The sequence below is a fragment of the Streptomyces sp. 8N616 genome (assembly GCF_052246385.1).
In the GTDB taxonomy this organism is placed as follows: Bacteria; Actinomycetota; Actinomycetes; order Streptomycetales; family Streptomycetaceae; genus Streptomyces.
On the sequence record NZ_JBQQBY010000063.1, the window covers coordinates 1 to 23,993 of the forward strand.

The following is a 23,993-nucleotide window of genomic DNA, read 5'->3' on the forward strand; positions in this document are numbered from 1 at the left end:
AGGCCGTCATCGCGCTGGCCCGCCGCCGAGCGAGTGTGCTGTGGGCGCTGCTGCGTGACGGACGGACCTTCACCTCCGCCCCTCCCGTCACTCAAGCGGCTTGACTTCATCATTGAGACTCCCACCGCAAGGTCCGCGCCCGCGTCGAGCACGCCTTCGCCTTGAAGAACGGGAAGATCCTGCGGGACTGCCGGCTGAAGGGCGACGGGGCCTTCTGGGCCGCGGGCGGCGTCGCCCACATGCACAACCTCGCCCTCTCTGAAGCCGGAACAGGGCGTTACGAGATCAATTCAAACTTGGGCGGCTGGAGTGCCGTTCGGAGGGGATGCCGAGCGCGAGGTCATCTGAGCTGCGAGCCAGTCCAAGTCCTTGTACAGGAGAGGTTCTCCGAAGCGCTCCCGCTGCTCGTCAATCCACGGCCGGTAGTTTCGCTGCACTGCGGCTACAGTGCCGCCACGCGCCTGATCGATGATCTTTGGATCGAAGGCGTCGGCCTGTGCAGCAACGGCAAGGTAGTTGAAGATCGCCAGATACTCGGTGATGAGCCTTATCGCCTCCACCTCACCCGCCAGGCCCCGGTTGACGAGTGCCGTCACTCCGGCAGTGTCACGGTCATCGGGTATTCCCCTCTCGCGGAGGTCTCCCCGCCTGTCCATGGTGGCGCTGAGGTACTCCAAGGTGGCCTGAGTGCGCCGTCGGTCGTGATCAAACCGGGTGGCTTGGGCAAGCATTCGTAGCTGCCATGCCAGGGCGCCGAAGGCAACAACGCTCACGACGAACGAACCCAACGAGACCAGGAGAGACCAACGTTCATACGACGTCACGGGCGATCATCCTACGACAGGGGATTTGGCCGCCGAGGCCGCCGTGGGGGCGATGGCCCCTACCCCGGCGGGGCCAGGAGCGTGGGGGCAGGGCCCCGGGCCGGGGCGTCCGGTGCCGGTCGGCCGGGTCGCCGGGTACACGGGTGCCGGGCCCTGCCGTGCCGTGCCGTGCCGACGGCATCACAGGCCGCGCCCCCACGCCGGGCCCGTGCAAGCGGCCCCGGTGTGGCGGCCGACCCGTGGGCCTAGCCCGCCCGGGGGGCGGCGAGGTCGGCGTCCACGGCGACGACACCGTCGACGCCCTGGCAGAGGCCCACGACCACCGGGACGAGACGCGGTTCCGGGACGTGACCCCGCAGGCTGACGGCCCCATCCCGGACCTCGACCGCGACGGTGCCCTCGTCCAGGCCGAGGATGCGCCCCAGGACGTGCTGCTCGACCTCGCTGCGGATCTCGGCGTCGGAGCGGACGAAGGTCTCGAGCAGGTCGCTGCGGCTGACGATGCCGGTGAGGAGCCCGTCGTCGCCGACCACTGGCAGCTGCTTGACGTGCCGCCTGCGGAGTTCCCGCGCGGCCCGGGGGATCGTCCAGTCGGCGCGGGCGGTGAAGACGGGGCTGCTCATGAGCGCGCCCGCGGTCCGGGCCCGGGCCTTGCCCCAGGCGCGCTCGTCGTTCCCCTCCCGCCCTTGCGGATCGGGCATCCCGGTCTCGTGCCGCAGCACGTCGGACGCGGACACGACGCCGAGGGGGGAGCCGTCGTCGTCGACGACCGGGGCCGCAGCGATGTCGTTCGCGTCCAGCAGGGCGGCGATCTCGTGGAACGGTGTGTCGAGGCGGAGGGTGACGACCTCCTCGGTCATCACGTCACCGACCGTGCGGCGGTGCAGCATGGCATCGGCCTCCTCCGTTGTGCGACGGGCGGCCGCGGTCGGACCGCCCGGGCGGACGACGCGCGGCGCGCCGGTCTCCGACTGCGCGTCCCGCGGCCGCCGCGGCCCTGCCGGCTCGTGCACGCCGTCTCCCCCACCCATGACAGCACCGCGCCGCTCCGGCGACCAGTGACGTTCGGCCTGGCGGGGAGGGCCGGGACCGCCGGCGCCGACGGACCGCGCTAGCGCCGGTAACGGGTGCAGTACGCCTGGCCGCTGATTCCGAAGTAGCGGCAGGTCTGCGCGACGTTGCCGGTGGCCTCTTCGACGTGCCGCATAAATAGGGTTGCGGGCATACCGCTCATCACCATCAGCATGGGCAACACCGCAAGTAGATCGGTCGCGCCCCTGGCGCCGAGCGGTTGGTTGGAGCGTGGATAAGTTGGGTGGATCAAGGTCATGCAGCACGACGACGCCTATCACTGGCCTCCGCAGCTGCTAGAGCTACTCGTCGAGACCATCCCTCGACTCAGGACAGCTGGTCATGGAACCGCGCCCCAGGTCTTGTGAGACCGGGGGCGCGGGAACTGTGCCGATGGGCCAGGCCGGAGGCGCAGTGGGAGTGTCATTGGACGGTCCCGGGCCCGGCGCTACGGATCCTGGTTCTCACAGGAAGAACATCAGGTCCACTTGCCCGTCCGGCCTGTTGGAGAAACAGACCTCCCCGGCGCCCTGCGGGGGGTCGACGTTCACGAAGTGGACGGCGTCGTCCGAATTCGGGAAGGTGAGCACGTGCCAGGTCTTCACACCGCTCCGGAGTGCGTTCTTCAGTGCTGGGGCGTCGGCTGTGGAGATGGTCATGGGCATCCTTTCAGAAAGAAGGCTGAGGACTTCGTCGCCGGATTCCACAGGGGCGACCAGGGGGCATCGCCGACAGTATCGTAATAAAACGGACAGTAATCGTCGAGCGGCGCGCGACGCCAAGCCCTGAATAGCCGACAGTGGGTTCGCTCGGGCCACGGGCGGCCCGGCCGCCGAGCGGGTATCCCCGTCCGCCCCATGGGCCGGTGCTGTCGGCGGCTAACGGCGGCTAACCTGCGAGGCCTCACATAGACGGCGCATACGAAGTCCGGACGGGTGTGCCGACCATCGACACCTACCGGCAGTTGCGCGGCGCCACCGGTCTTCCAGCCTCAGCACCGTGGCAGCGGCATTCGCGGACGGCCAGAGGCGAGTCGCGAATGGAGGTCCCCCTCGCGGGCGGCCGTCGCACCGAGCGTGACCCGTGCTTCCGCATTCCGCATTCCGCATGGGAGAGCGCTCGGTACCGTCGAAGTCCGTACCGGCCCGGAGCACTTCTTCAGCGAGGGTCCGAACGAGCTTGTCCTCACCGACGAGCCGGTAGCAGTCCATGGCATGGAGTCGAACTTCGCCGGGTCCACCACGAAGTGGCTATCGAGGTTGTCGGGGTGTGGCATCCCTTCGAGGAGGCGCCGACCGCGGTCGAGAGCAACCTCGACCTGTCGGCGGTCCCCGAGGCGGGCCCAAGCCTTGGCTTCTTGCGCCGCGAGCTGCACGGCCACGCCATGAGGGGGCGCAGCTCGGTCCCTGCCTGTGCTGCCACGATGACCCCGCGGTAGTCACCGGTCGTGAGCGAGAACCACGTGCGCATCTCACGCCCCCACGCCGCAACCTCGGCATGGTCAGCCTCCTTGACAAGGGAAAGGGGCGGCGCGGCGGGTGGACTCGGCTGCGTGCCGGTCGCCGGTGTCGTATTCGACGCAGCCGACGAGGAGTGCCAACCAGCCCGAGAGGGCGCGTACTTCACGATGCTGCGCGAGCGTGAGGTCTTCGAGTTGAGGTCAACCACTCGCTTCAGCCACTGCCGACGCTCGATAAGAAGCTGTTCGCTCGGCATATACCGGTATTCCGAGCAGAGGCGATCCGCCGTGATCCGCAGCGCATCGAGGGTCGCGTTGTCGACGTCGGACCTGTTGAGGCGGCTGACGATTTCGAGCGTTTCCATGCCGCTGGCGACAAGGATTTCCTTTTCACCGTCCCGGCGTGATGGTGCTGGAAAGAGAACATGCGTGACGGTGCCGAACGTGGCTGCAATGATTAGCCGGTAGAACTCCCCCGCTTCGAGCGGGGACCAGTCACGTGCCATCCGCTCAGCGGCGATACGTCGTGCCCACGCGGGCCTGTCGTCGCTCATGCGCCCTCCTCCGAGTGACTACCTGGAGGACAACGGATGACGGCCGCCGCCCGCAAGTGCCGTGCGCCCTCGGACGAGCTGTACCGCTGACCGAAGTGCTCGAGGAACTGGGCATCAGCATGGCTTCCTGGTACCGCTGGCGGAACCGTGGGCAGACCCCGAGGGCCCACCGGAAACCCAACGGCCGCATCTGCGTGAAGCGCAGCGTGCTGGACGCCTTCCACTCCGAGCTGGAGGAGGCGTAGTGGAGTGGAGCTACACCGTGCGGGTCTGGGCCATCCGCAAGCGTCCGTACCGAAAGCCGTACCAGCTCCGCTGGCAAGTGGGCACGCTGCCGCATGCGGAATCCTTCCTGTCCAATAGACTCGCGGAAAGTCGGCGGGCCCAGCTCATCACCGCGGCCCGCACTGGCGAGCCGTTCGACATAGGAAGCGGCTTGCCGAAGTCGATGCTTCGAGAGCAGCACGACGTGTCCTGGTACCACCACTCGCGGCAGTACATCGAGATGAAGTGGCAGCACGCTCTTGCGTCCACCCGGAAGACCCTCGCCGAAGCGATGCCGACCGTGACCGCAGCTCTGATCAAGGACACCAAGGGCATGGCTGACGCGCGAGAGGTACGCGCCGCGCTCTACAGCTGGGCTTTCAACGTGAACCGGTGGGAGGAGGAACACCCGCCCGACGTGAAGGCCATCCTGGCGTGGTTCGAACGGAAGTCGATGTCCACTTCGGCTCTCGCGGACAGGATGGTCGTACGGAAGGCATTGGACGCTCTGACGAAGAAGTTGGACGGCGAGACGGCCGCGGCCTCCACGATCCGCCGTAAGCGCGTGATCTTCCACAACGCTCTCGTCTACGCCGTGGACGCCAGCCTCCTCGCGGACAATCCGCTGCCGAACGTCCGGTGGAAGCTCCCCGAGCCCGTAGAGGATGAGATCGATCCGGAATGCGTGCCGGATCCGAGGCAGGTGGCTGAGCTGCTCTCCGCTGTCCGCGTTCAGGGAGCTCGGGGACGCCACTTGGTCGCATTCTTCGGGTGCATGTACTACGCGGCGGCCCGGCCGGCGGAAGTCATCGCCCTTCCTCAGAAGGACTGCGATCTCCCGCGGCGTGGCTGGGGGCCTGCTTAGGCTCCAGGAGACCCGCCCGCGGGCGGGAGCGGCCTGGACAGATGACGGAGAGGTCCACGACAGGCGGGGCCTGAAGCACCGGTCACGCAAGACCGTCCGACAAGTGCCGATACCGCCTGAGCTGGTGGCCATGCTGCGGTGGCACGTCTCGGCTTATGGCGCGGCTCCGGACGGACGCCTCTTCCGCACCCTGCGGGGCGGCCTCGTCCAGGTGAGTGGCTACGGAGAGGTCTGGGGAAGGGCCCGAGAGAAGGCGCTCTCCCGTGCTGAGCTGGCTTCGCCGCTGGCGAAACGTCCGTATGACCTGCGTCACGCCGCAGTGTCGACCTGGCTCAGCTCAGGGGTGGAGCCGCAGCTGGTCGCGACGCGCGCTGGCCACAGTGTGGCCGTCTTGTTCCGGGTCTATGCGAAGTTCCTGGGTAACAGCGACGATGCGGCGAACGGCAAGATCTCTGCGCTATTGAACCAGCGGGGAGGACGCCACGATCCCAGTGAGCACGCCCCACCAGAGAGCGGATAGGGCGGGGCTTACCAGAAGAGTGCCGACCTCCCTCGCGAGCTGAACGGCCCTGGCCCGGGTATCACGGGTCAGGGCCGTTCATTCATATCTGAGCGTCATACATCGAGAAGGTTGTCTGGCGAAGCGATAGCCGGTCTGGCGGTCGGCAGGCGGGATAGCTTGGGTTCCTGTTCCAAGAACAGAATGAGACTTGTAAAGGCCTCCGGCACCTCATTTGTTGCGACCTTCAAGGCTCTCCGCACATCAACGAGAAGGCCGCGAAGTTCGCGGTCTTCCACCTCGCCCGCAAGGCGAATGAGGTCATCTATATCTTCAACGTTCGGGTCACCCGCCTCCGCGGGGGGAAGGTGTGCTTGGCCGTGACCGATGCAATCAAGCATCTCAGTCAGGGGAGCGTCTGCCTGCAGCACTTCCTCGGATCTGTCTCGTCCCGACCACTCCAGCGATCTCGATAGCCTACGCGGCAACATCGCTAGCCAGCTCTTCACATGCCTGCGAACCGCGAGCATGTCTGGTGGTAGGAAGAGGCGGCCTTGCGCCAAGTCACGGACAACGGAGCCGCCGAACACCGTCGCGCCAACGCCGAGGGAGTCAATCCAGCTGTCGGTGAAGAGAAGCTCCGAGCTCACGCCTGCTACAACGCCGGCCACGAAGGCTTGAATCCAGGCTCGCAGCACCTCATGCCTTCTACGCACCTCTCGGTCCGGCGTCCCGTCGAAGAGGTCACGAGCCATGCGGTACCGCGCTCTGTCCTGTCCGGGCGGCCGCCGCGACTCCGCCAAGAGACCACGGACCTCGTTCGCAACAGCGACAGCGAAGACCTTTGCGCGTTCCTCTACCTGAGGATAAGCAACGTAGTCGAGGGCAGCCGTTCCTCGTTCGGTCTGTGCAGCAGCTGCAACCCATTGAAAGAGTCTCTCAAAAAAGGTCGCCCTGGCCGGACCCGAATAGTCCGGAAAACGAATCCCGCGAGTGATCTTTTCGCGCGTCCATGTACCGACACGGTTGGGAACTCCGTCAGCAGGCTCGAAGAACAGATCGGTACGCTGGAGAGCTTCGCAAATCTGGTCCGCAGCCTCACCAATCCTTTCCGTTACGATGCCACCTTCACGGTTCAATGCTCTAACTACGGCTTCACGACGCAGATATTTGAGCCATGACCGTTGGTCATGAATAATTTTTCCCGCGTGCAATACGCGATATACACGACCGACATCCCCCGGTCCAGCCATACCCCACCCCTAGAAATGCGATGGTTAAGGAATGTACCGATCCGGCCGTGCATCCACAAGGCGATGAAACGTTCACTCAATCGATTCGCGCAAGGAATCGATGAAGGTCGAACATATGGGGGAGGAGAACGCAGCAGACGCCATCCGGCCTCGCGCCGAGCGCACATCACTAGGGACGAGCGTCGACTGGGACGCCGTATAGATGAGCGGCGGCTCACCCACGCGGGCGGAACAGGCATGCAGAGGGGGCGAAGTGGTGCCGCCAACTTAGGGGGCCTGGCGGCGCTTCTCAGGGCCGCATGCGAAGTCCTGAGTAAGGGGCGACCGGCCTGGCGAAGCCACGGCTAGGCGGGGCTCCAACAGTCCTGCACTCCCCCGCTCTCAACTGGATCGTGCCCAGCCCGTTGCGGCAGATCAAGCCTAGGAAGCCCGTCCACGCCTCGTCCAGAACTACTGGTAGAGAGCGTGCAACAACGACGCAAGACGAGACAGACTGGCTCTTCCGCCCCCCGCGCACGAACGGCCCCCGGCCGCGTTTCCGCAGCCTAAGGGCCGTTCAGGCATGTGGCGGGTGCAGGGTTCGAACCTGCGTAGGCGTAAGCCGACAGATTTACAGTCTGCTCCCTTTGGCCGCTCGGGCAACCCGCCGGGGATGTGGCCGGGACCCGCTCTGTACGGCGGTGCTCCCTGGCAACGACGTAAACCATACCCGATGTCAGGGGGTGCTCCGCCACCGGGTTGATCGCCGCTGGATCATGGCCCGGGGTGGCTAGGCTGGCCGTGCGGGCCGGGGACGGTGCCGTACACATGACAGATCTACGTACGAGGAGCCAACTCAACATGGCCGACTCCAGTTTCGACGTCGTCTCGAAGGTCGAGCGGCAGGAGGTCGACAACGCCCTCAACCAGGCGAGCCGCGAGATCTCCCAGCGGTACGACTTCAAGAACGTCGGCGCATCGATCGAGTGGTCCGGCGAGAAGATCGAGATGCGGGCCAATTCCGAGGAGCGGGTGAAGGCGATCCTCGATGTCTTCCAGTCCAAGCTGGTCAAGCGCGGCATCTCCCTGAAGGCCCTGGACGCGGGCGAGCCGCAGGCCTCGGGCAAGGAGTACAAGATCCTCGCCTCGCTGCAGGAGGGGATCTCGCAGGAGAACGCGAAGAAGGTCGCCAAGATCATCCGCGACGAGGGCCCGAAGGGCGTCAAGGCGCAGGTGCAGGGCGACGAGCTGCGGGTGACCTCGAAGAGCCGTGACGACCTGCAGTCCGTCATCGCCCTCCTCAAGGGCAAGGACTTCGACTTCGCCCTGCAGTTCGTCAACTACCGGTGAGAGCCTGCCAGTAACGAGCAGTCGGCCCTGACGGCGGTTCGGCGTCGGGGCCGTACCGCCCATGGCGGCGGGTCGCGTCCAGGCGGCTCGGCGGCGCGCGACCGAGCGGGTCCGGGACGCGATCACCAGCCTGCGAACTCCCGGTCCGACGCGACGATCTCGCGGCCCAGCGGCATCAGCGAGATCGGGATGAGCTTGAGGTTCGCCCAGCCGAACGGGATCCCGATGATCGACAGGGACAGCGGAATGTTCGTGATCAGGTGCCCCGGTGCGAGCACCAGCCCGCGAAGATCGTCCAGATCACATTGCCGACGAGCGACGGCACCCCTGCGCCCGGCCGCTCGACCGTGGTGCGACCGAACGGCCACAGCACGTATCCGGCTATGCGCAGCGAAGCAATGCCGGACGGGATCGTTGCCCGACGAGCAGATTCGAGCAACAGGGAACGCGATCAGGTTCCGGCTGTCTCTATAGAGGGCTCCCCCGGCGTTCGGCCCCACGAGATTCGCAGGGAAGCGGCCTAGCCAGTAGTGCAACCGCATCTGGGGTGAGGATCAACGATGGTCATCAACCTTGATCGTCATCCCAGATGCGGTTGCAGTGTTAAAGAGATCGTTCACCCGTTACCACCGCCGTCCAGAGTTCGCCCGCAGGGTGGAGGCATGTGGATGCGCCTGTTGACGGCAAGGCCGTCCGGATCGAGTAGGCGTGGGTAGGCCGCGTCGTCAGCCGACGCATGAGGGCACGAAGGCCGGGTCGGCCGGGCCCTTGCGCTCGAGCGCGTTCAGGACCCACTGGTGGACGACCGGGTCGTTGGGCGTCTGGTCGTGCTCGATGGTGTTGAGCGGGCAGCGGTCCTGGAGAGTGATGTTGGTGACCTCTCGGTCCGAGCCGTTCAGGAACGCGCTGGTGTAGGGCGTGACGATCTCGTCGTATCTGGTGGTGACGACGGTGTAGTACGGACCGGCCGGCGTCTCGTCCTTCGCGTTCAGGTCGGTCAGGAACTCCGACCCCGCCTGTTGCTCGTCGCAGGCCGGACAGGCGCTGTTTTCGCCGTTTTCGCTGTTTTCGAGCTCGGGCAGCGGTGCGATCACGCCCTCCGTGCCGTGGTTGGACGGAACGATCCCCACCAGGTCGTCGACCTGGGTCGCGCCGCCGAGGTACTTGATGTAGTAACGGGGCATCATTCCGCCCTGGCTGTGTCCGACCAGGTCGACCTTCTTGGCGCCCGTTGCCCCCATGACCGCGCCGACGAACGACTTGAGTTCCTTCGCCGACTGGGCAATAGGCCCCATGGCGTTGCCGCCGTAGTTCAGCGCGAAGACGCAGTACCCCTCGCTTTTCAGCTTGGGGCTGAGCGTAGGCCAGTTCTTGGCCATGGTCTCGAACGTCCCGTGGACCAGCACGACCGGCTCGGGATGCTCGGCGGTGGGCTCGCAGGACCAATCGTTGGCACCGGGCGGAGGGATATCGGTGGTGTCGGCAGTGGCCAGCGAGGCGGGGGACAAGACGACAGTGGTGATCGCGAGAGCGGCGGCGGTAAGAATCGCGGGGAGACGCGGAGGCATGCTCTTCCTCTTGGGACGGGGGAGGGGGACGGCAGGGTGGGGACGGGACGGTGAACCCCGTCGTGACGGTGGCTGGCCTGCCGGGAGCGGCATGCCTTGCGGGTGACCTCGGAAACCCGAACACTGTTCGGTATTGCCGATTGGTCAGCGATTTTGCGTGGCTGTTACCGGCGTGTCAACCCTTGGTGTCACACCTTGCGAGCCCTGCCTCCGTCCTGTCCGGCTGATCAGTCCGAGCCGGGGGCAGGCCCGCAGGCGCCTGCACGTAGCGCTCGTGCGGCTGTGAAGCCGCTCAAGCAGAGCCGAGTGCGTGTCAGCGTCGCCCGGCTTCGTCGTTCGACGAAGATCAGCAGTCGATGAAGATGAACGGTGAGCCTCTGGCTCGGAGGCCAGTCTCGACAGTGACTGCATACCGCGCGGCGGCCGAAGTCCGCCGGCATGCTGGCGGCGCGGAACAGCCCCCGTCGGTGGTGACTGTCTTGGACCGCCTTCCATGACGGAAGCTGCCGCATCTGGGTCGAGTGGACGATCAACAACGTGAACGATCAAGAACAGTAGCGGCGAGAAGTCCAACTACACCTGGGACTGGGAAGCGGTGAACGCCGGCGGCACCCGCGTCGCCAACAGCACCGAGCTGGTGACCGACGTGCAGCCCGGCCAGACAACCACCGGCGAGATGCCAACCACGATCAAGAGCGCGGATGGCATCAAACTCAACATCACCAAGTTCGACCGCAGCGCCGGGTTCTAGTCGAGGGGCACAGCCATCGGCATCCTCGACGACAAGCCGGCACGGCAGCTCGAAGCCCGCGCGGACACCCTCGCGGAGAAACGGTGCCGACCCCGAACATGGTCAACAAGCACCGGCAACTGACCATGTGGCCGAAGATCACCGAAGACGAGAACGGTCACCAGGCGTGGCCAGGTGACAGGGGCGCACGCGGAGCTGTTCGAGGTGGGCAAGCACAAGGGCTGGACGGCAACCCTTGACTAGGTTCTGGCCGTTCGATGACAGTCCCGGGCGGTTGCGACTCGCTACGACAAGCGCGGGCATGTCGTCCTCGGCACCGACACCCCCGCAGCGGTCGTCATCTGGCTCCGCTCATGATCGACCGGACAGAACGTGGGGCCCAGGACGCGATCACCAGCCTGCGAACTCCTGATCTGTCGAGACGATTTCGCGGCCCAGCGGCATGAGCGAGATCGGGATGAGCTTGAGGTTCGCCCAGCCGAACGGGATCCCGATGATCGACAGGAACAGAGGGATGCTCGTGATCAGGTGCCCCAGTGCGAGCCACCAGCCCGCGAAGATCACCCAGATCACATTACCGACGAGCGACGGCACCCCGGCGCCCGGCCGGTCGACGGTTGTGCGGCCGAACGGCCACAGCACGTACCCGGCTATACGCAAGGAAGCAATGCCGAATGGAATGGTAATGATCAAGACGAAACAGATGAGGGCCGCGATGGCATAGGCGATAGCCATCCATATGCCGCAGAAGACCAACCACAGCACGTTCAGAACAAGACTGATCACCTTCATAGGCCCAAGCCTCCCACGCCGCCATGTCGGTCGCTTCCTGAGACGCCCTGTGGTCATCTCCGGTTGCCCCGGTCTCACCCCCGGTCGCGGGGGTGGCCTCACCCCCGGTAGCCGGCCATCTGCTCGAGGCGGGCGATGCGTTCCGGCATGGGCGGGTGAGTCGAGAAGAGCCTGGCCATGCCCATGCCCGGGCGGAACGGGTTGGCGATCATCAAGTGACTGGCGGTCTCCAGGCGGGGCTCGGGCGGCAGCGGGAGCTGTTTCGTGCCCGCGTCGAGCTTGCGGAGGGCACTGGCGAGGGCCAGCGGATCGCCCGTGAGCTGAGCACCTGAGGCGTCGGCCTCGTACTCGCGGGAGCGACTGACCGCGAGCTGGATGACGGACGCGGCGAGCGGGCCGAGGATCATGACCAGGAGCAGGCCGAGGATGCCCGGGCCCTCGTCGTCGTCCGAGCGGCCTATGGGGATCAGCCAGGCGAAGTTCACCAGGAACATCACCACGGAGGCGAGCGCCCCGGCGACCGACGAGATGAGGATGTCCCGGTTGTAGACATGACTGAGCTCGTGGCCGATCACGCCGCGCAGCTCGCGCTCGCTGAGTATGCGCAGGATGCCGTCGGTACAGCAGACGGCGGCGTTGCGCGGGTTGCGGCCGGTGGCGAAGGCGTTGGGGGCCTGGGTCGGCGAGATGTAGAGCCGGGGCATGGGCTGGCGGGCCGCGGTCGAGAGCTCGCGGACCATGCGGTAGAGGCCCGGGGCCTCGAACTCGCTCACCGGGCGGGCCCGCATGGCGCGCAGGGCCAGCTTGTCGCTGTTCCAGTAGGCGTACGCGTTGGTGGCCAGCGCCACGAAGACGGCGATGATCAGGCCCGTACGGCCGAAGAGGCTGCCGATGACGATGATGAGCGCGGACAGTCCTCCGAGGAGTACAGCGGTCTTCAGCCCGTTGTGCCGGCGGTGCACGGTACGCCCTCCAAGTGATGCGGCAGGGGAACCCTCTTGCTCGGTGTCTCCACCCTCCAGTGGACCTTCCTGCACTGGTCAACGCCAGGCGAGGGCCGCGGGTTCCCTGCCGGCCGCTGGGCCGCGACGGGGCCGTACGGGTGACGCGGTCCGCCGGTCTCGGCGCAGCGTCGCCCGTCTCAGAGAAGCGTCGCCGAGGCGAAGCGCAGGACGAGCTGGGGGGCGCCGGAGAGAGCGATGCCGAGAACGGCCGCCAGGCCGATGGCTGCGGTGAGCGGAGCGGGGACCCGGAGCTTCGCGGGCGCGGCGGCACCCGCCTCCGGGGCCCGGAAGAGGACGGCAGTCCACACGAGGTAGTAGTAGAGCGCGATCACGACGTTCACGGCCATGACGACGGCGAGCCAGCCGAGGCCCGCGTCCACGGCGGCGGAGAAGACCGTGACCTTGGCGAAGAGGCCGATGACGCCCGGCGGCAGGCCCGCGAGGTTGAGCAGGAAGAAGCCCATCGCGAGGGCGGCGAGGGGGCGGGAGGCGTAGAGGCCGCGGTAGTCGGAGATCCGGTTGACCGGGCTCGTGCGGCCGACCAGTGCGGCTACGCCGAAGGCGCCGAGGTTCATGGCGGCGTACATGAGGGCGTACGCGACGGTGGAGCCGATGGCGCGGGACGGGTCGTCCACGTAGCCCGCGGCCGCGATCGGGACCAGCAGATAGCCGGCCTGGGAGACGGACGACCAGGCGAGGAGCCGCACGGCGCTGTGGGCGCGGTCCGGACGCTGGCGGAGGGCGGCCACATTGCCCGCGGTCATGGTGAGGGCGGCCAGTACGGCGACGACCGGGCCCCACACGTCCGCGTACGACGGGAACGCGAGGACCGTGACCAGGATGATGCCCGTGAAGCCGACGGCCTTGCCGATGACCGACAGGTACGCGGCGACGGGCAGTGGCGCGCCGACGTAGGTGTCGGGCACCCAGAAGTGGAAGGGGACGGCCGCAGTCTTGAAGGCGAAGCCGACCAGGGTGATGGCCACGCCCGCGGTGACCAGGGTGTCGAACTGAGCGGGGACGTCGTTCAGGCGGCTCGCGACCTCGGAGAGGTGCAGGCTGCCGGTGGCGGCGTAGACGAAGCTGACGCCGAGCAGGCTGACCGCCGTGGCGGCCACCGACGACAGGAAGAACTTGAGGGCGGCCTCGGAGGAGAGCCGGTCGCCGCGGCGCAGGCCGACGAGCGCGAAGGACGGCAGGGATGCGACCTCGAGGGCGACGATGAGGGTCGCGAGGTCGCGGGAGGCGGGCAGCAGGGCCGCGCCGGCGGCGGAGGACAGCAGCAGGAACCAGAACTCGCCTGCGGGGAGCTTCGTTTCGGCCACGGCGCTGACGGACAGCAGGGCCGTGAGAAGGGCTCCTGCGAGCACCAGGAACTGTATGACCAGGGTGAAGTGGTCGGCCGTGTAGCTGCAGACGTCGGCGTCGGAGGTCAGGCAGAAAGTGCTGCGGTCGCCGTCGAGGAGGGGCAGGAGGGAGAGCGCGGCCAGGGCGAGTCCCGCGATCGAGATCCAGCCGAGTACGGGCTTGCGGCGGTCCGGGACGAAGAGGTCGGCGACGAGGACGACCATGCCCACGACGGCGGCGATGGTGGGCGGGGCGATCGCGAGCCAGTCGACGGACTGGACCAGGCCTGCGGCGGTCGCAGTCATCAGTTGCCTCCTGCGAGGAGCTGCTGCACGGCCGGGTCGGTGAGGCCGATGAGGGCCGCGGGCCAGAGTCCGGCGAGGACGGTGAGGGCGACGAGCGGGGTCCAGGCGGCGAACTCGTCGCTTCGTACGTCGGCGAGGGCCGGTGCCGGGGTTCCGGCGGCGGGCGCGGGCTCCGGCTTCGCTTCCGGCTCGGCCTTCGCTTCCGGCTCGGGCTTCGCTCCGGGCTCCGGCTCGAGGCGTTCGCCCATGCAGACACGGCGTACGACCACCAGCAGGTACGCGGCGGTGAGCAGGGTGCCGAGGCCCGCGAACGCCATGAAGGTCAGGTACGCGGGCCGGCTGAGCCCGTCGGCGGGCCGGAACGCACCGAACATCGCCAGCATCTCGCCCCAGAATCCGGCGAGTCCGGGGAGCCCGAGGGAGGCGACGGCGGCGAAGGCGAGCAGGGCGCCGAGGCGCGGTGCCTTGCCGTAGAGCGCCGCGCCGGTCGCGCCGGAGAGCCGGTCCAGGTCGGTGGAGCCGTAGCGCTCCTTGAGCGCGCCGACGAGGAAGAAGAGGAGGCCGGTGATGAGGCCGTGGGCGATGTTGGCGAAGAGGGCGCCGTTGAGGCCGGTCGGCGTCAGGGTGGCGATGCCGAGGAGCACGAAGCCCATGTGGCCGACGGAGGAGTACGCGATCAGCCGCTTGAGGTCGCCCTTCGCGCCGGTGCGCGCCAGGGCGAGGCAGGCCAGCGACCCGTAGATGATGCCGACGACGGCGAAGGCCGCGAGGTAGGGGGCGAAGGTGCGGGCGCCCTCGGGGGCGATGGGGAGCACGATCCGTACGAAGCCGTACGTGCCCATCTTCAGCAGGACGCCGGCGAGGAGGACGGAGCCGACGGTGGGGGCGGCGGTGTGGGCGTCCGGGAGCCAGCTGTGCAGGGGCCACATCGGGGTCTTGACGGCGAGTCCGATGCCGATGGCGAGAACCGCGATCAACTGCGCGGTGTGACTGAGCGATGACCCGTTGTCAGTGGCGAGTGCCACCATGTCGAATGTGCCGCTCTTGAGACCGACGAGGAGGAGGCCGAGCAGCATGACGACCGAGCCGAGCAGCGTGAAGAGGATGAACTTCCAGGCCGAGCTCTCGCGGCCCTCGCCGCCCCAGCGGGCGATGAGGAAGTACATCGGGATGAGCACCATCTCGAAGGCCAGGAAGAACAGCAGCAGATCGAGGACGGCGAAGGTGGCGAGGGTGCCCGACTCGAGGACGAGCAGCAGCGCGACGAACGCCTTGGCCGAGCCGCCACCGGAAGGTGCAGCGCGAAGCGCTTCATCAGAAGGGTGGTGGTGGGCGACGGGCGGGCGGAAGTAGGTGTAGAGCGCGCAGAGGAAGGTCAGCAGCGCGGTCATCACGAGGAGGGGGAGCGAGATGCCGTCGATGCCGAGGTGGATCCGTACGTCGAGGGCTGGGATCCAGCTGATGTCGGTCGTGGCCTGCATCTTCGACGGGTGGTCGTGGTCGAAGCCGATGGCCAGGGCGATGGAGAGGGCGAGGACGACGCCGGTGACCGTCACGCCGTGGCGCAGCACGGCCTGTTGGGGGCTCTTGCCCTTCAGCCCGGGCGGGGCCGGGAGCAGGGCCGCGGCGGAGCCGATCAGGGGGAGGACGACGACGGCCGCGAGGAGGTACTGCATAGCGGTGTCATTGATCAGGCCACTCACGGCTCACGCTCCGGCGGCGACGAGGACGGCGGCGATAGCCAGGACGACGGAGCCGGCGAGCAGGGCGCTGAGATAGGTCTGCACATTGCCGGTCTGGGCACGGCGGACGGCCGCGCCGAGCAGGCGCGGGGCGGTGCCCGCGCCGCGTACATAGGTCTCGACGACCTCACGGTCGAGGAACCGGACCAGTTCGGCCGCGGCGCGCACGGGGCGTACGAACAGCGCCGCGTAGACGGCGTCGAGGTGGAAGCCGTGTGCGGCCGGCCGGTGAAGGGGGCCGAGGAGGAGGCGGCCGGGGTCGGCGGGGTCCTCCGCGGACCCGATGTCCCCGTACACCTCTTCGTGGGTGTCGATGGCCTCGATCTCGGTGAGGGCGGGCTCGGTGTGCGGGTGAGCCGCGACGGCGCCGACCGGGACCCTGCGGGCGAGGGCCGCGGTGTGCCGCCAGGCCGCGTACGTGACGAGGGCGCCGACGAGGGCGAGGCCGGTGCCGAGGACGGAGGTGGTGAGGGTCGGGTCGAGCGAGCGGTCGTCGAACCAGCCGGGGAGGACACCGACGGTGATGCCGAAGGCGGCGGTGGGGACGAAGAGCACCCACAGCACGGCGTTCATGACGAGCGGCTGCCTGCCGAGGTCGGGGGCGGGAGCGCCCTGGCCGCGGAACGCGAGGAGCCAGAGGCGAGCGGCGTAGCCCGCGGTGAGGAGGGCGGTGATCAGACCGGAGACCAGGACGATCCAGCCCGCGGCGCCGGGGATCCGGTCGGCGTGGCCGGTCGCGGCGTGCTCGGCGGCGCCCAGGACGGCTTCCTTGGAGAAGAAGCCGGCGAAGGGCGGGATGGCGGCGAGCGCGAGGAGAGCGACGGTCATCGTCCAGTACGCGTCGGGGACGCGCTTGGCCAGGCCGCTCATCCGGCTCATGGCGGCCAGGGAGTTCGTACCGGCGGCGGCGATGATCACGCCGGCGCCGAGGAAGAGGAGGGCCTTGAAGGCACCGTGGGAGAGGAGGTGGAAGACGGCGGCGCCGCGGTCGCCGACCGCGAGGGCGCCGGTCATGTAGCCGAGCTGACCGACCGTCGAATAGGCCAGGACGCGCTTGATGTCGTCCTGGGCGAGAGCGGCGAGGGCGGAGCCGGTCATGGTGACGGCGGCCATCACGGCGAGTACGACCAGCGCGGCGGCGGAGGCGGCGAAGACGGGCAGCAGCCGGGCGATGAAGTAGACGCCCGCGGCGACCATCGTGGCGGCGTGGATCAGCGCGGAGACGGGGGTGGGGCCGGCCATCGCGTCGGGCAGCCAGGTGTGCAGCGGAAACTGTGCGGACTTGCCCGCCACGCCCGCGAGGAGCAGCAGCGCGATGAGGGTCGGGTGGTCGAGCCCGTCGCCGGAGACGGTGGCGGTGAGGATGCCGTTGATCCGGAAGGTGCCGGCGTCGGCGGCGAGCGCGAACAGGCCGAACAGGAAGGGGACATCGCCGAGCTTGGTGACCAGGAAGGCCTTGATCGAGGCGGAGCGGGCCGCCTCGGTCTCCCAGTAGTGGCCGACCAGGAAGTACGAGCAGATGCCCATGATCTCCCAGCCGACCAGCAGCACCATGAGGTCGCCGGAGTAGACGACGAGCAGCATGGCGGAGGTGAAGAGTGAGACGAGCGCGGCGTACGAGGGGTAGCGGGGGTCGTTGCGCAGATAGCCGGTCGAGTAGATCTGCACGCATGAGGCGACGACCCCGACGAGGACCGCCACGAGAGCGGCGAAGCCGTCGAGGTGGAGCGCGAGGTCGATCGGGACCGAGCCGGTGGGCGTGAGCCGGGTTGCGGCGTCGATCGCGTCCCCGCCGCCCTGCCGTACGGCCACGACCACCGCGAGCGCGGCGGCGGTCAGGGTCGGCAGGATCGCCAGGGGCCGTACGAAGCCGGGGGCGCGGCGGCCGGTGAGGAGACCCGCCGCTGCTCCGAGGAAGGGCAGCAGCGGGACGAGGACGGCGAGGGTCGTGATCGTCACGCGGCGGCCTCCGCCTGCTCTGCCGGGGTCTGCTGGGTGGCTGCCTGCCCATCGGGATCATCGGGATCATCGGGACCCGCCGTCTCGGCGAGGTCGCGCAGCCGGTCGACGTCCGAGCTGCCGCGGTTGCGGTAGACGAGCAGCACGATCGCCAGGCCGATGCCGATTTCGGCGGCGGCGATGGCGATGGTGAAGAGGGTGAGCGCCTGGCCCGCGTGCAGGGTGTCGCGGAGCCAGACGTCGAAGGCGACGAGGTTGAGGTTGACGGCGTTGAGCATCAGCTCGACGGACATCAGGACCAGGATCGCGTTGCGCCGCGCGAGCACGCCGTAGAGACCGGTGCAGAAGAGGAGGACGGCGAGTACGGCGGGGTAGGCGAGGTGCATCTCAGCGCTGCTCCTTTGCCTCGGCGGCGCCGTTCGTTCGGGTCTTGCGGGACAGGACGATCGCGCCGACGAGCGCGGCGAGCAGCAGCACGGAGAGCGCCTCGAACGGCAGGACCCAGTGCCGGAAGAGGATCTCTCCGGAGACCCGGGTGGACCCCTGAGCGGGTCCGTCGAGGTCGATCCAGGTCGCCCGGAAGGCGTCCACGACGACCCAGACGAGGGCGGCCGCGGCGCCGGTGGCCACGGCCAGGGCGGCCCAGCGGTTGCCCGAATCCGCGTCCGGGGAGCGGCCGATGGGCGCCTTGGTGAGCATCAGCCCGAAGAGGAGGAGGACCACGACGGACCCGACGTAGATCAGCACCTGCACCCAGGCGATGAACTCGGCCGTGAGGAGGAGGTATTCGACGGCGAGCCCGCCGAGCGTCACGACCAGCCACAGCGCGGCGTGCACCAGCTGCCTGGTGGTGACGGTGATCAGGGCCGCCCCGAGGGTGACGAGAGCGACGAGGAGGAACGCGATCTCGACGCCGGTGGGGGACAGGAAGCCGTGCGCCTGTGCGGCGAGCGGGGCAGCGGGGCTCACCTCGCCCCCTTCCCCTGGCCGGGCTCCGCCGGGCCGGAACCGTCGGCCGTCGACTCGGCCGCCGCGAGGCGATCCGCGGTCTTACGCGCCGCGCCGAGCTCCTTCGGCTCCTCGGCCGCCGGGTCGAGCGCGGGCGGTGCGGGCACCGTCCACATCCACTCGCGGAGCTTGTCCCGCTCGTGGGTGAGGTCGCGGATGTCCTCCTCCGCGTACTCGAACTCCGGGGACCAGAACAGCGCGTCGAAGGGGCACACCTCGATGCAGATACCGCAGTACATGCAGAGCGAGAAGTCGATGGCGAAGCGGTCCAGGACGTTACGGCTGCGCTCGCGCCCGCCGGGGGCGGCGGGCGGCACCGTCTCCTTGTGGGAGTCGATGTAGATGCACCAGTCCGGGCACTCGCGGGCGCACAGCATGCAGACCGTGCAGTTCTCCTCGAACAGCCCGATCACGCCGCGGCTGCGGGGCGGGAGCTGCGGCTGCACGTCCGGGTACTGCGCGGTGTGCGCCTTCCGCGTCATCGTGCGCAGGGTGACGGCAAGGCCCTTGGCGAGACCGCTGCCGGGAATGGGCGCCATTACTGGATCACCACCTTGACGATGCCGGTGAGCGCGATCTGGGCGAGCGCGAGCGGGATGAGGGCGGTCCACGCGAGCTTCTGCAGCTGGTCCTCGCGCAGCCGCGGATAGCTGACCCGCAGCCAGATGACGCCGAAGGCGAGGATCGCGGTCTTCAGCAGCGTCCACAGCCAGCCGAGGCCGTCGGCCCCGAAGGGACCGTGCCAGCCGCCGAGGAAGAGGACGGTCGTCAGACCGCAGAGGACGATGATGCCCGCGTACTCCGCGAGCAGGAAGAGCGCGAAGCGAAGGCCGGTGTATTCGGTGTAGGCACCGAAGATGATCTCCGAGTCGGCGACCGGCATGTCGAACGGCGGCCGCTGGAGCTCGGCGAGGCCCGCGGTGAAGAAGACGAGACCGCCGACGATCTGCCAGGGCACCCACCACCACTGGAAGCCGTCGAGGATGCCAGGCAGCGAGACCGTACCGGCGGCCATCGCGACGGAGCCGGCGGTCAGCAGCATCGGCAGCTCGTACGCGAGCAGCTGTGCGGCGGTGCGCAGGCCGCCGAGCAGGGAGAACTTGTTCGCCGAAGCCCAGCCCGCCATCAGCGAGCCGAGCACGCCGACGCCCATCACGGCGAGTACGAAGAAGATGCCCGCGTCGACGACCTGGCCGACGGCGCCCTCGCCGGGGCCGATCGGGATGGCGACGATGACGAGGAGGTAGGGGAGGAGCGCGACGGCGGGCGCGAGCTGGAAGATGCGGCGGTCCGCGCCCGCGGGTACGACGTCCTCCTTCTGCGCGAACTTCACGCCATCCGCGACGAGTTGGGCCCAGCCGTGGAACCCGCCAGCGTACATGGGGCCGAGCCTGCCCTGCATGTGCGCCATCACCTTGTGCTCGGTCTGCCCCACGACCAGGGGCAGGAGCAGGAACGCGACGAGGACGGCGAGCAGTCGCCAAGCGACATCGAGGACGTCGTTCATGCGGTCTCGCCTCCTTCGTCGGATTGGGGGGTGGTGTCGGCTTGGCGGGGCTCGGGTTCGGTTCGGGATGGGGGCTCGGGTCCGGACTCGGGCTCGGATTCGGTCGCGGCGGTGTCGGCGTCGGGTTCCGGCGGTGCGGTCCCGTCGAACGCGGGGCGGGCGTGGTGCCAGGGGGCATCCGACGAGCGGCGGGGGGCGGCGGGGCCCTCCTCGGGAGCGGCCTCGCCCGCTGCTTCGGCAGCGGCGCTCCGGCTCGCCGAACCCTCCTCCGCCGTACGGGACTTGGGCGGGGACGGCGGCGAGGGCGGGGGCGCCGCGGACTCGCTGGTCGTCGGCTCCGCGGGCCGCTGGCTCGCCGAGCCCTCGCTCGCGCTGCGTGCGCGGCGCGCCGGGCGCTCGGGCCTCGCAGGCGCAGGGCCCCCTGCCGCGCTTTCGGCGGCCGCGGAACCGGCGGTGCCGGTGGTGGCCCGCTGGCTCGCGGAGCCCGCGTCGGCGGTGCGGGTGCGACGCGGCGGCCGTTCCCCCGCGGCCGCGCGGGCGCCGCGCGCCGGGCGGGCAGGGGCCGGGGGCAGCTGGCCCTTGAGCGGGCCCCACTCGTTGGGGTCGGGCACGCCCGGCGGCAGCATCTGCCGCCGCTTGGGCCCGCCGTGCTCGGACTCCCCCGGCTCCTTCGCCCCCGGCCACGCCTTCGCGACCCGCGCCGCCAGGACGAAGTCCTTGCGCAGCGGGTGCCCTTCGAAGCCCTCGGGGAGCAGCAGCGGTACGAGGTGGGGGTGACCGGTGAAGTCGATGCCGAACATCTCGTGGGTCTCGCGCTCGTGCCAGGCCGCACCGGCGTAGACGCCGGTCGCGGTGGGGAGCGCGGGCGCGTCGTGCGGCACGGTCGTACGGACCAGCAGGCGGCGCGGTGCGGTTCCGCCGACGGCGGCGGTCGTCGCGCCCGGCTCGCCGCCCGGTGCCGCAGCGTCGGCGCCGTGGCCGGGGCTCGGGAGGGCGACGACGTGGGCCGATACGCGGAAGCCTTCGCCGGGCTCGTCGACGGCGCTCAGCCAGTCGAAGTACGTGCAACCGAGGGTGTCCCGCGCGGTCTCCAGCGCGGAGACCCAGGCCGCGGGCGGCACGTCGACCGTCAGCAGGTCGTACGCCTCCTCGGCCCTCGCGCCCTCCCCGAAGAGCTCTTCGGCCCCACCGGGCAGCCAGCCCGCGGGCGGCTCCGCCGCAGCGGGGATCTCGGGGGCGGAAGCCGCCGACTCGGCGGGACCGTCGGTGCCGGACCCGGCGCCTCCGGCTGCCGCCGGGGAGGCGGACCGGGACTGCGCGTCCGGGGAGGCATCCACTGGCCCGGCAGGCAGATCGGCCCCCGCACGGCCACCAGCAGCAGACCCCGAACCACGCCGCTCGGCAGCGTCCGCCCCCGCGGCGGCGGAGGACGACACCACCGAATCCGACCCCTCGGACCCCTCATCGGCAGAGGCCTCTGCGCCCGAGGGCCGGCGCGCAGACTGCGAGTCGGCCGCCTCCGGGCGCTCACCGGCCCGGTCCGCCGCCGTGGACCGGGCCTCCGCGTTCGGGGAGGAGGTCTCCGCGGCCGCCGGCTCGACGGGCTGGGTGCGCTCGTTCGGGTCTCTGGGCTCGGTGGGCTCGTTCACCGGCCGCCCCCCTCCGGAGTCCGGCCGACCTCGTCAGAGGGCGATCCCTCGGCAGCCGCATCGGTCTTGGTGGGCGCCGCGCCATCAGCATTCGAGGGGGTTTCCCCCGCCACGGTCCCCGCCACGGTCCCCGCGCCGCCCGCGCCCCCGCCCGGCGCCTGAGGGCCGGGGACCAGGCCGCTGCGGAGTGCCGCCGTCGAGGGGCGGCCGACCGCGCCGTTCGCCGTCCCCGCGCCGCCCGCGTCCCCGTATCGCTCCGCCAGCGACTCCCGCGCGATCTTCTCCTGGAGCTTGAGGATGCCCTGCAGCAGGGCTTCCGGTCGCGGCGGGCAGCCGGGCACGTAGACGTCGACGGGGATGATCTGGTCGACGCCCTTGGTGACGGAGTACGAGTCCCAGTACGGCCCGCCGCAGTTGGAGCAGGCGCCGAAGGAGATCACGTACTTCGGCTCCGGCATCTGCTCGTACAGCCGCTTCACGGCCGGAGCCATCTTGTCCGTGACCGTGCCGGAGACGATCATCAGGTCCGCCTGGCGCGGCCCCGGCGCGAAGGGGATCACGCCGAGCCTGATGAAGTCGTGCCGCGCCATCGAGGCGGCGATGAATTCGATCGCGCAGCAGGCGAGCCCGAAGTTGAAGACCCACAGGCTGTAGCGGCGGCCCCAGTTCAGGACCACCTTCATGGGTTCCGGGGCCAGCCGGGACAGCGGGCCCAGGCGACGACCCGCGACGGAGTCGCCGGAGGGCACGGTCGGGAGCAGTTCCGCAGCAGGTGTCACGTCCATGCCAGCACACCCTTCTTCCAGGCGTAGAGCAGACCCACGGCGAGGAAGCCGAGGAAGATGAACATCTCCACCAGGGTTGTCCCGCCATAGCCGGGTGCGGCGAAGACCGTCGCCCACGGGAAGAGGAAGATCGAGTCCACCGCGAAGATCACGTACAGGAACGCGTAAACGTAGTAGCGGACCTGGGTGTGCGCCCAGCCCTCGCCGACCGGGTCGACGCCGCACTCGTACGTCAGCAGCTTCTCCTGCGTCGGCACCACCGGCCGCAGCAGCCGCCCGGCCCCGAAGGCCACGGCCACGAACAGCACCCCGACCACGGCGAGCAGGCCGACCACCGAATAACTCTCGAAGTAGTCCGCCGCGTAGCCGGCGACGTGGTCCGGCGCCCTGTGGTCCGCCGCCAGACGGACCGATGCTGCCGTACGCACGGTCGGCTCGAGAACGTCCGCCACGTCCGCAACGTCCGCCACGTCCGCCCCTCGCTCCCTGACTGCCTGGTTCTGCCGTGTTCCGCCGTGTTCGACGATCTGTTCCGACGATCTGTACGGACGGGAAGTCTAGGCCCTGCGACAGGCGGCGTGACCAGCCGTCTCACGTCTCCTGCCGGGACCGGGGTGACCGGGGTGGGGTTATCCCCACCTCATCCCACCTAACCACCCCATGGCGGCCGGTGACGCCCGCCCGGCAGGCTGGCTCGTATGACCGAGAGCGCCCCCTCCTCCCCCGGCTCCGCCACGGTCGCAGCCGACGTTCCCGACCCGCTGCACAGCGCCCCGCTGCACGGCACCCCGCCGGACAACGACCGGCTGCCGCCAGTGGGCCTGGCCTTCAACGCGCAGACCTGGCGGGAGATCGCGCACCTCCTCACCAACCTGCCGATCGTGATCCTCGGTTTCGTCTACGTCTCGACCTGGCTGTACGCGGGCGCGATGCTCTCGGTGACCGTGATCGGCCTGCCGGTGCTCGCCGCGGGCCTGCTCGGGACACGGCTGCTGGGCAGGTGGGAGCGGGCCCGGGCGCGCGCCCTGCTGCGCGTACGGATCGACGAGCCGAGCCCGATCAGGCACCGCACGCGCGGCGGCTTCTTCCCCTGGCTGTGGACGAGCCTGAAGGACCCGGTCGGCTGGCGGGCGGTGCTGTACTCCTTCATGCGGCTGCCCTGGGGCGTCCTCACCTTCTCCGTCACCCTCACCTCCCTCTTCGTGCTGTGGCCCGTGCTGCCGTGGATCGCGCGGGGGCTGACCAACGCCGACCGCGCGATGGTCCGCGGTCTGCTCTCGCCGTCCGACGAGCTGGAGCGGCGGATCGCCGAGCTGGAGTCGGGCCGCGGGACGGTGGTCGACACCGCGGCCGCCGACCTGCGCCGCATCGAACGCGACCTCCACGACGGCGCCCAGGCCCGCCTCGTCGCCCTCGCCATGGACCTCGGCCTCGCCAAGGAAAAACTCCAGGAAGACC

Annotated in this window: 23 protein-coding genes, 1 tRNA gene and 3 pseudogenes; 6 read left to right on the forward strand and 21 right to left on the reverse strand. The window is 69.2% G+C overall.

The features are described 5' to 3' along the window. Positions 1-119: 119 nt before the first annotated feature. Positions 120-260, forward strand: a pseudogene (locus ACTWQC_RS34720) (IS5/IS1182 family transposase); the annotation flags it as partial. Between the two features lie 30 nt (positions 261-290). On the opposite strand, the gene ACTWQC_RS34725 reads toward ACTWQC_RS34720, so the two are convergent. The 5 genes from ACTWQC_RS34725 to ACTWQC_RS34745 form a co-directional block, all read right to left on the reverse strand. Next, positions 291-824, reverse strand: a complete 534-nt coding sequence (locus ACTWQC_RS34725; RefSeq protein WP_443319853.1) for a DUF4760 domain-containing protein — start codon at positions 822-824, stop codon at positions 291-293. 245 nt (positions 825-1,069) lie between these two features. Further along, positions 1,070-1,837, reverse strand: a complete 768-nt coding sequence (locus ACTWQC_RS34730) for a CBS domain-containing protein (protein ID WP_443319854.1) — start codon at positions 1,835-1,837, stop codon at positions 1,070-1,072. 98 nt (positions 1,838-1,935) lie between these two features. After that, positions 1,936-2,058, reverse strand: coding sequence for a hypothetical protein (locus tag ACTWQC_RS34735; RefSeq protein ID WP_443319875.1), 123 nt, complete (start codon positions 2,056-2,058; stop codon positions 1,936-1,938). 301 nt (positions 2,059-2,359) lie between these two features. Continuing rightward, positions 2,360-2,554, reverse strand: a complete 195-nt coding sequence (locus tag ACTWQC_RS34740; protein ID WP_443319855.1) for a hypothetical protein — start codon at positions 2,552-2,554, stop codon at positions 2,360-2,362. Positions 2,555-3,080: 526 nt separating this feature from the next. Beyond that, the gene (locus ACTWQC_RS34745) at positions 3,081-3,908 is read right to left on the reverse strand and encodes a hypothetical protein (protein WP_443319856.1); all 828 of its coding nucleotides are present in this window, start codon (positions 3,906-3,908) and stop codon (positions 3,081-3,083) included. 119 nt (positions 3,909-4,027) lie between these two features. Here ACTWQC_RS34745 and ACTWQC_RS34750 point away from each other — a divergent pair, with 119 nt between their 5' ends. Together ACTWQC_RS34750 and ACTWQC_RS34755 are read left to right on the forward strand one after the other, a co-directional pair. Continuing rightward, a complete protein-coding gene (locus ACTWQC_RS34750; protein WP_443319857.1) occupies positions 4,028-4,153 on the forward strand; it encodes a helix-turn-helix domain-containing protein in 126 nt (41 codons plus the stop codon). Further along, positions 4,153-5,557 (forward strand): annotated as a pseudogene (locus ACTWQC_RS34755) (tyrosine-type recombinase/integrase). Before ACTWQC_RS34750 ends, ACTWQC_RS34755 begins: the two are co-directional and overlap by 1 nt. A 95-nt stretch (positions 5,558-5,652) precedes the next feature. On the opposite strand, the gene ACTWQC_RS34760 reads toward ACTWQC_RS34755, so the two are convergent. Both ACTWQC_RS34760 and ACTWQC_RS34765 read right to left on the reverse strand, forming a co-directional pair. Beyond that, positions 5,653-6,789 carry a hypothetical protein gene (locus ACTWQC_RS34760; protein WP_443319858.1) on the reverse strand — a complete coding sequence of 379 codons (1,137 nt, stop codon included), beginning with the start codon at positions 6,787-6,789 and terminating at the stop codon, positions 5,653-5,655. A 565-nt stretch (positions 6,790-7,354) separates the two neighbouring features. Then, positions 7,355-7,437: transfer RNA gene (locus tag ACTWQC_RS34765), tRNA-Tyr, on the reverse strand. 192 nt (positions 7,438-7,629) lie between these two features. On the opposite strand from ACTWQC_RS34765, the gene ACTWQC_RS34770 reads away from it, so the two are divergent. Beyond that, positions 7,630-8,118, forward strand: a complete 489-nt coding sequence (locus tag ACTWQC_RS34770; protein ID WP_443319859.1) for a YajQ family cyclic di-GMP-binding protein — start codon at positions 7,630-7,632, stop codon at positions 8,116-8,118. A 122-nt stretch (positions 8,119-8,240) separates the two neighbouring features. Here ACTWQC_RS34770 and ACTWQC_RS34775 read toward each other — a convergent pair. Beyond that, positions 8,241-8,533, reverse strand: a pseudogene (locus ACTWQC_RS34775) (YccF domain-containing protein); the annotation flags it as partial. A 310-nt stretch (positions 8,534-8,843) separates the two neighbouring features. Then, positions 8,844-9,686: an alpha/beta fold hydrolase gene (locus tag ACTWQC_RS34780; protein WP_443319860.1), complete on the reverse strand. Its 843-nt coding sequence runs from the start codon at positions 9,684-9,686 to the stop codon at positions 8,844-8,846. A 595-nt stretch (positions 9,687-10,281) separates the two neighbouring features. Here ACTWQC_RS34780 and ACTWQC_RS34785 point away from each other — a divergent pair. Beyond that, entirely contained in the window at positions 10,282-10,437 is a 156-nt protein-coding gene (locus tag ACTWQC_RS34785; RefSeq protein WP_443319861.1) for a hypothetical protein, read from the forward strand. Between the two features lie 390 nt (positions 10,438-10,827). Here ACTWQC_RS34785 and ACTWQC_RS34790 read toward each other — a convergent pair whose 3' ends face one another. From ACTWQC_RS34790 to ACTWQC_RS34845, 12 genes are all read right to left on the reverse strand, one after another. Continuing rightward, positions 10,828-11,229, reverse strand: a complete 402-nt coding sequence (locus ACTWQC_RS34790) for a YccF domain-containing protein (protein WP_443319862.1) — start codon at positions 11,227-11,229, stop codon at positions 10,828-10,830. Positions 11,230-11,327: 98 nt separating this feature from the next. Further along, the gene (gene htpX, locus ACTWQC_RS34795) at positions 11,328-12,191 is read right to left on the reverse strand and encodes a zinc metalloprotease HtpX (protein WP_443319863.1); all 864 of its coding nucleotides are present in this window, start codon (positions 12,189-12,191) and stop codon (positions 11,328-11,330) included. A 179-nt stretch (positions 12,192-12,370) separates the two neighbouring features. Continuing rightward, positions 12,371-13,885 carry an NADH-quinone oxidoreductase subunit N gene (locus tag ACTWQC_RS34800; RefSeq protein ID WP_443319864.1) on the reverse strand — a complete coding sequence of 505 codons (1,515 nt, stop codon included), beginning with the start codon at positions 13,883-13,885 and terminating at the stop codon, positions 12,371-12,373. Beyond that, a complete protein-coding gene (locus tag ACTWQC_RS34805) occupies positions 13,885-15,561 on the reverse strand; it encodes a complex I subunit 4 family protein (RefSeq protein ID WP_443319873.1) in 1,677 nt (558 codons plus the stop codon). Before ACTWQC_RS34805 ends, ACTWQC_RS34800 begins: the two co-directional genes overlap by 1 nt. Before the next feature lie 30 nt (positions 15,562-15,591). Then, entirely contained in the window at positions 15,592-17,586 is a 1,995-nt protein-coding gene (locus ACTWQC_RS34810) for an NADH-quinone oxidoreductase subunit 5 family protein (RefSeq protein WP_443319865.1), read from the reverse strand. Beyond that, positions 17,583-17,972 (reverse strand): NADH-quinone oxidoreductase subunit NuoK, encoded by a 390-nt coding sequence (nuoK, locus tag ACTWQC_RS34815; protein WP_443319866.1) that lies wholly within the window; start codon positions 17,970-17,972, stop codon positions 17,583-17,585. The genes ACTWQC_RS34810 and nuoK overlap by 4 nt, the downstream gene beginning before the upstream one ends. Before the next feature lies 1 nt (position 17,973). Next, the gene (locus ACTWQC_RS34820) at positions 17,974-18,555 is read right to left on the reverse strand and encodes an NADH-quinone oxidoreductase subunit J family protein (RefSeq protein WP_443319867.1); all 582 of its coding nucleotides are present in this window, start codon (positions 18,553-18,555) and stop codon (positions 17,974-17,976) included. Further along, positions 18,552-19,133, reverse strand: a complete 582-nt coding sequence (locus ACTWQC_RS34825) for a NuoI/complex I 23 kDa subunit family protein (RefSeq protein ID WP_443319868.1) — start codon at positions 19,131-19,133, stop codon at positions 18,552-18,554. The genes ACTWQC_RS34820 and ACTWQC_RS34825 overlap by 4 nt, the downstream gene beginning before the upstream one ends. Then, positions 19,133-20,101: a complex I subunit 1/NuoH family protein gene (locus tag ACTWQC_RS34830; RefSeq protein WP_443319869.1), complete on the reverse strand. Its 969-nt coding sequence runs from the start codon at positions 20,099-20,101 to the stop codon at positions 19,133-19,135. Before ACTWQC_RS34830 ends, ACTWQC_RS34825 begins: the two co-directional genes overlap by 1 nt. Continuing rightward, positions 20,098-21,750: an NADH-quinone oxidoreductase subunit C gene (locus tag ACTWQC_RS34835; protein ID WP_443319870.1), complete on the reverse strand. Its 1,653-nt coding sequence runs from the start codon at positions 21,748-21,750 to the stop codon at positions 20,098-20,100. Before ACTWQC_RS34835 ends, ACTWQC_RS34830 begins: the two co-directional genes overlap by 4 nt. Beyond that, the gene (locus tag ACTWQC_RS34840) at positions 21,747-22,535 is read right to left on the reverse strand and encodes an NADH-quinone oxidoreductase subunit B (RefSeq protein ID WP_443319871.1); all 789 of its coding nucleotides are present in this window, start codon (positions 22,533-22,535) and stop codon (positions 21,747-21,749) included. Before ACTWQC_RS34840 ends, ACTWQC_RS34835 begins: the two co-directional genes overlap by 4 nt. Then, entirely contained in the window at positions 22,526-22,939 is a 414-nt protein-coding gene (locus tag ACTWQC_RS34845; RefSeq protein ID WP_443319874.1) for an NADH-quinone oxidoreductase subunit A, read from the reverse strand. The genes ACTWQC_RS34840 and ACTWQC_RS34845 overlap by 10 nt, the downstream gene beginning before the upstream one ends. A 294-nt stretch (positions 22,940-23,233) precedes the next feature. Here ACTWQC_RS34845 and ACTWQC_RS34850 point away from each other — a divergent pair. Next, positions 23,234-23,993 (forward strand): sensor domain-containing protein (locus tag ACTWQC_RS34850; RefSeq protein WP_443319872.1); only part of this gene is annotated, 760 nt, incomplete at its 3' end.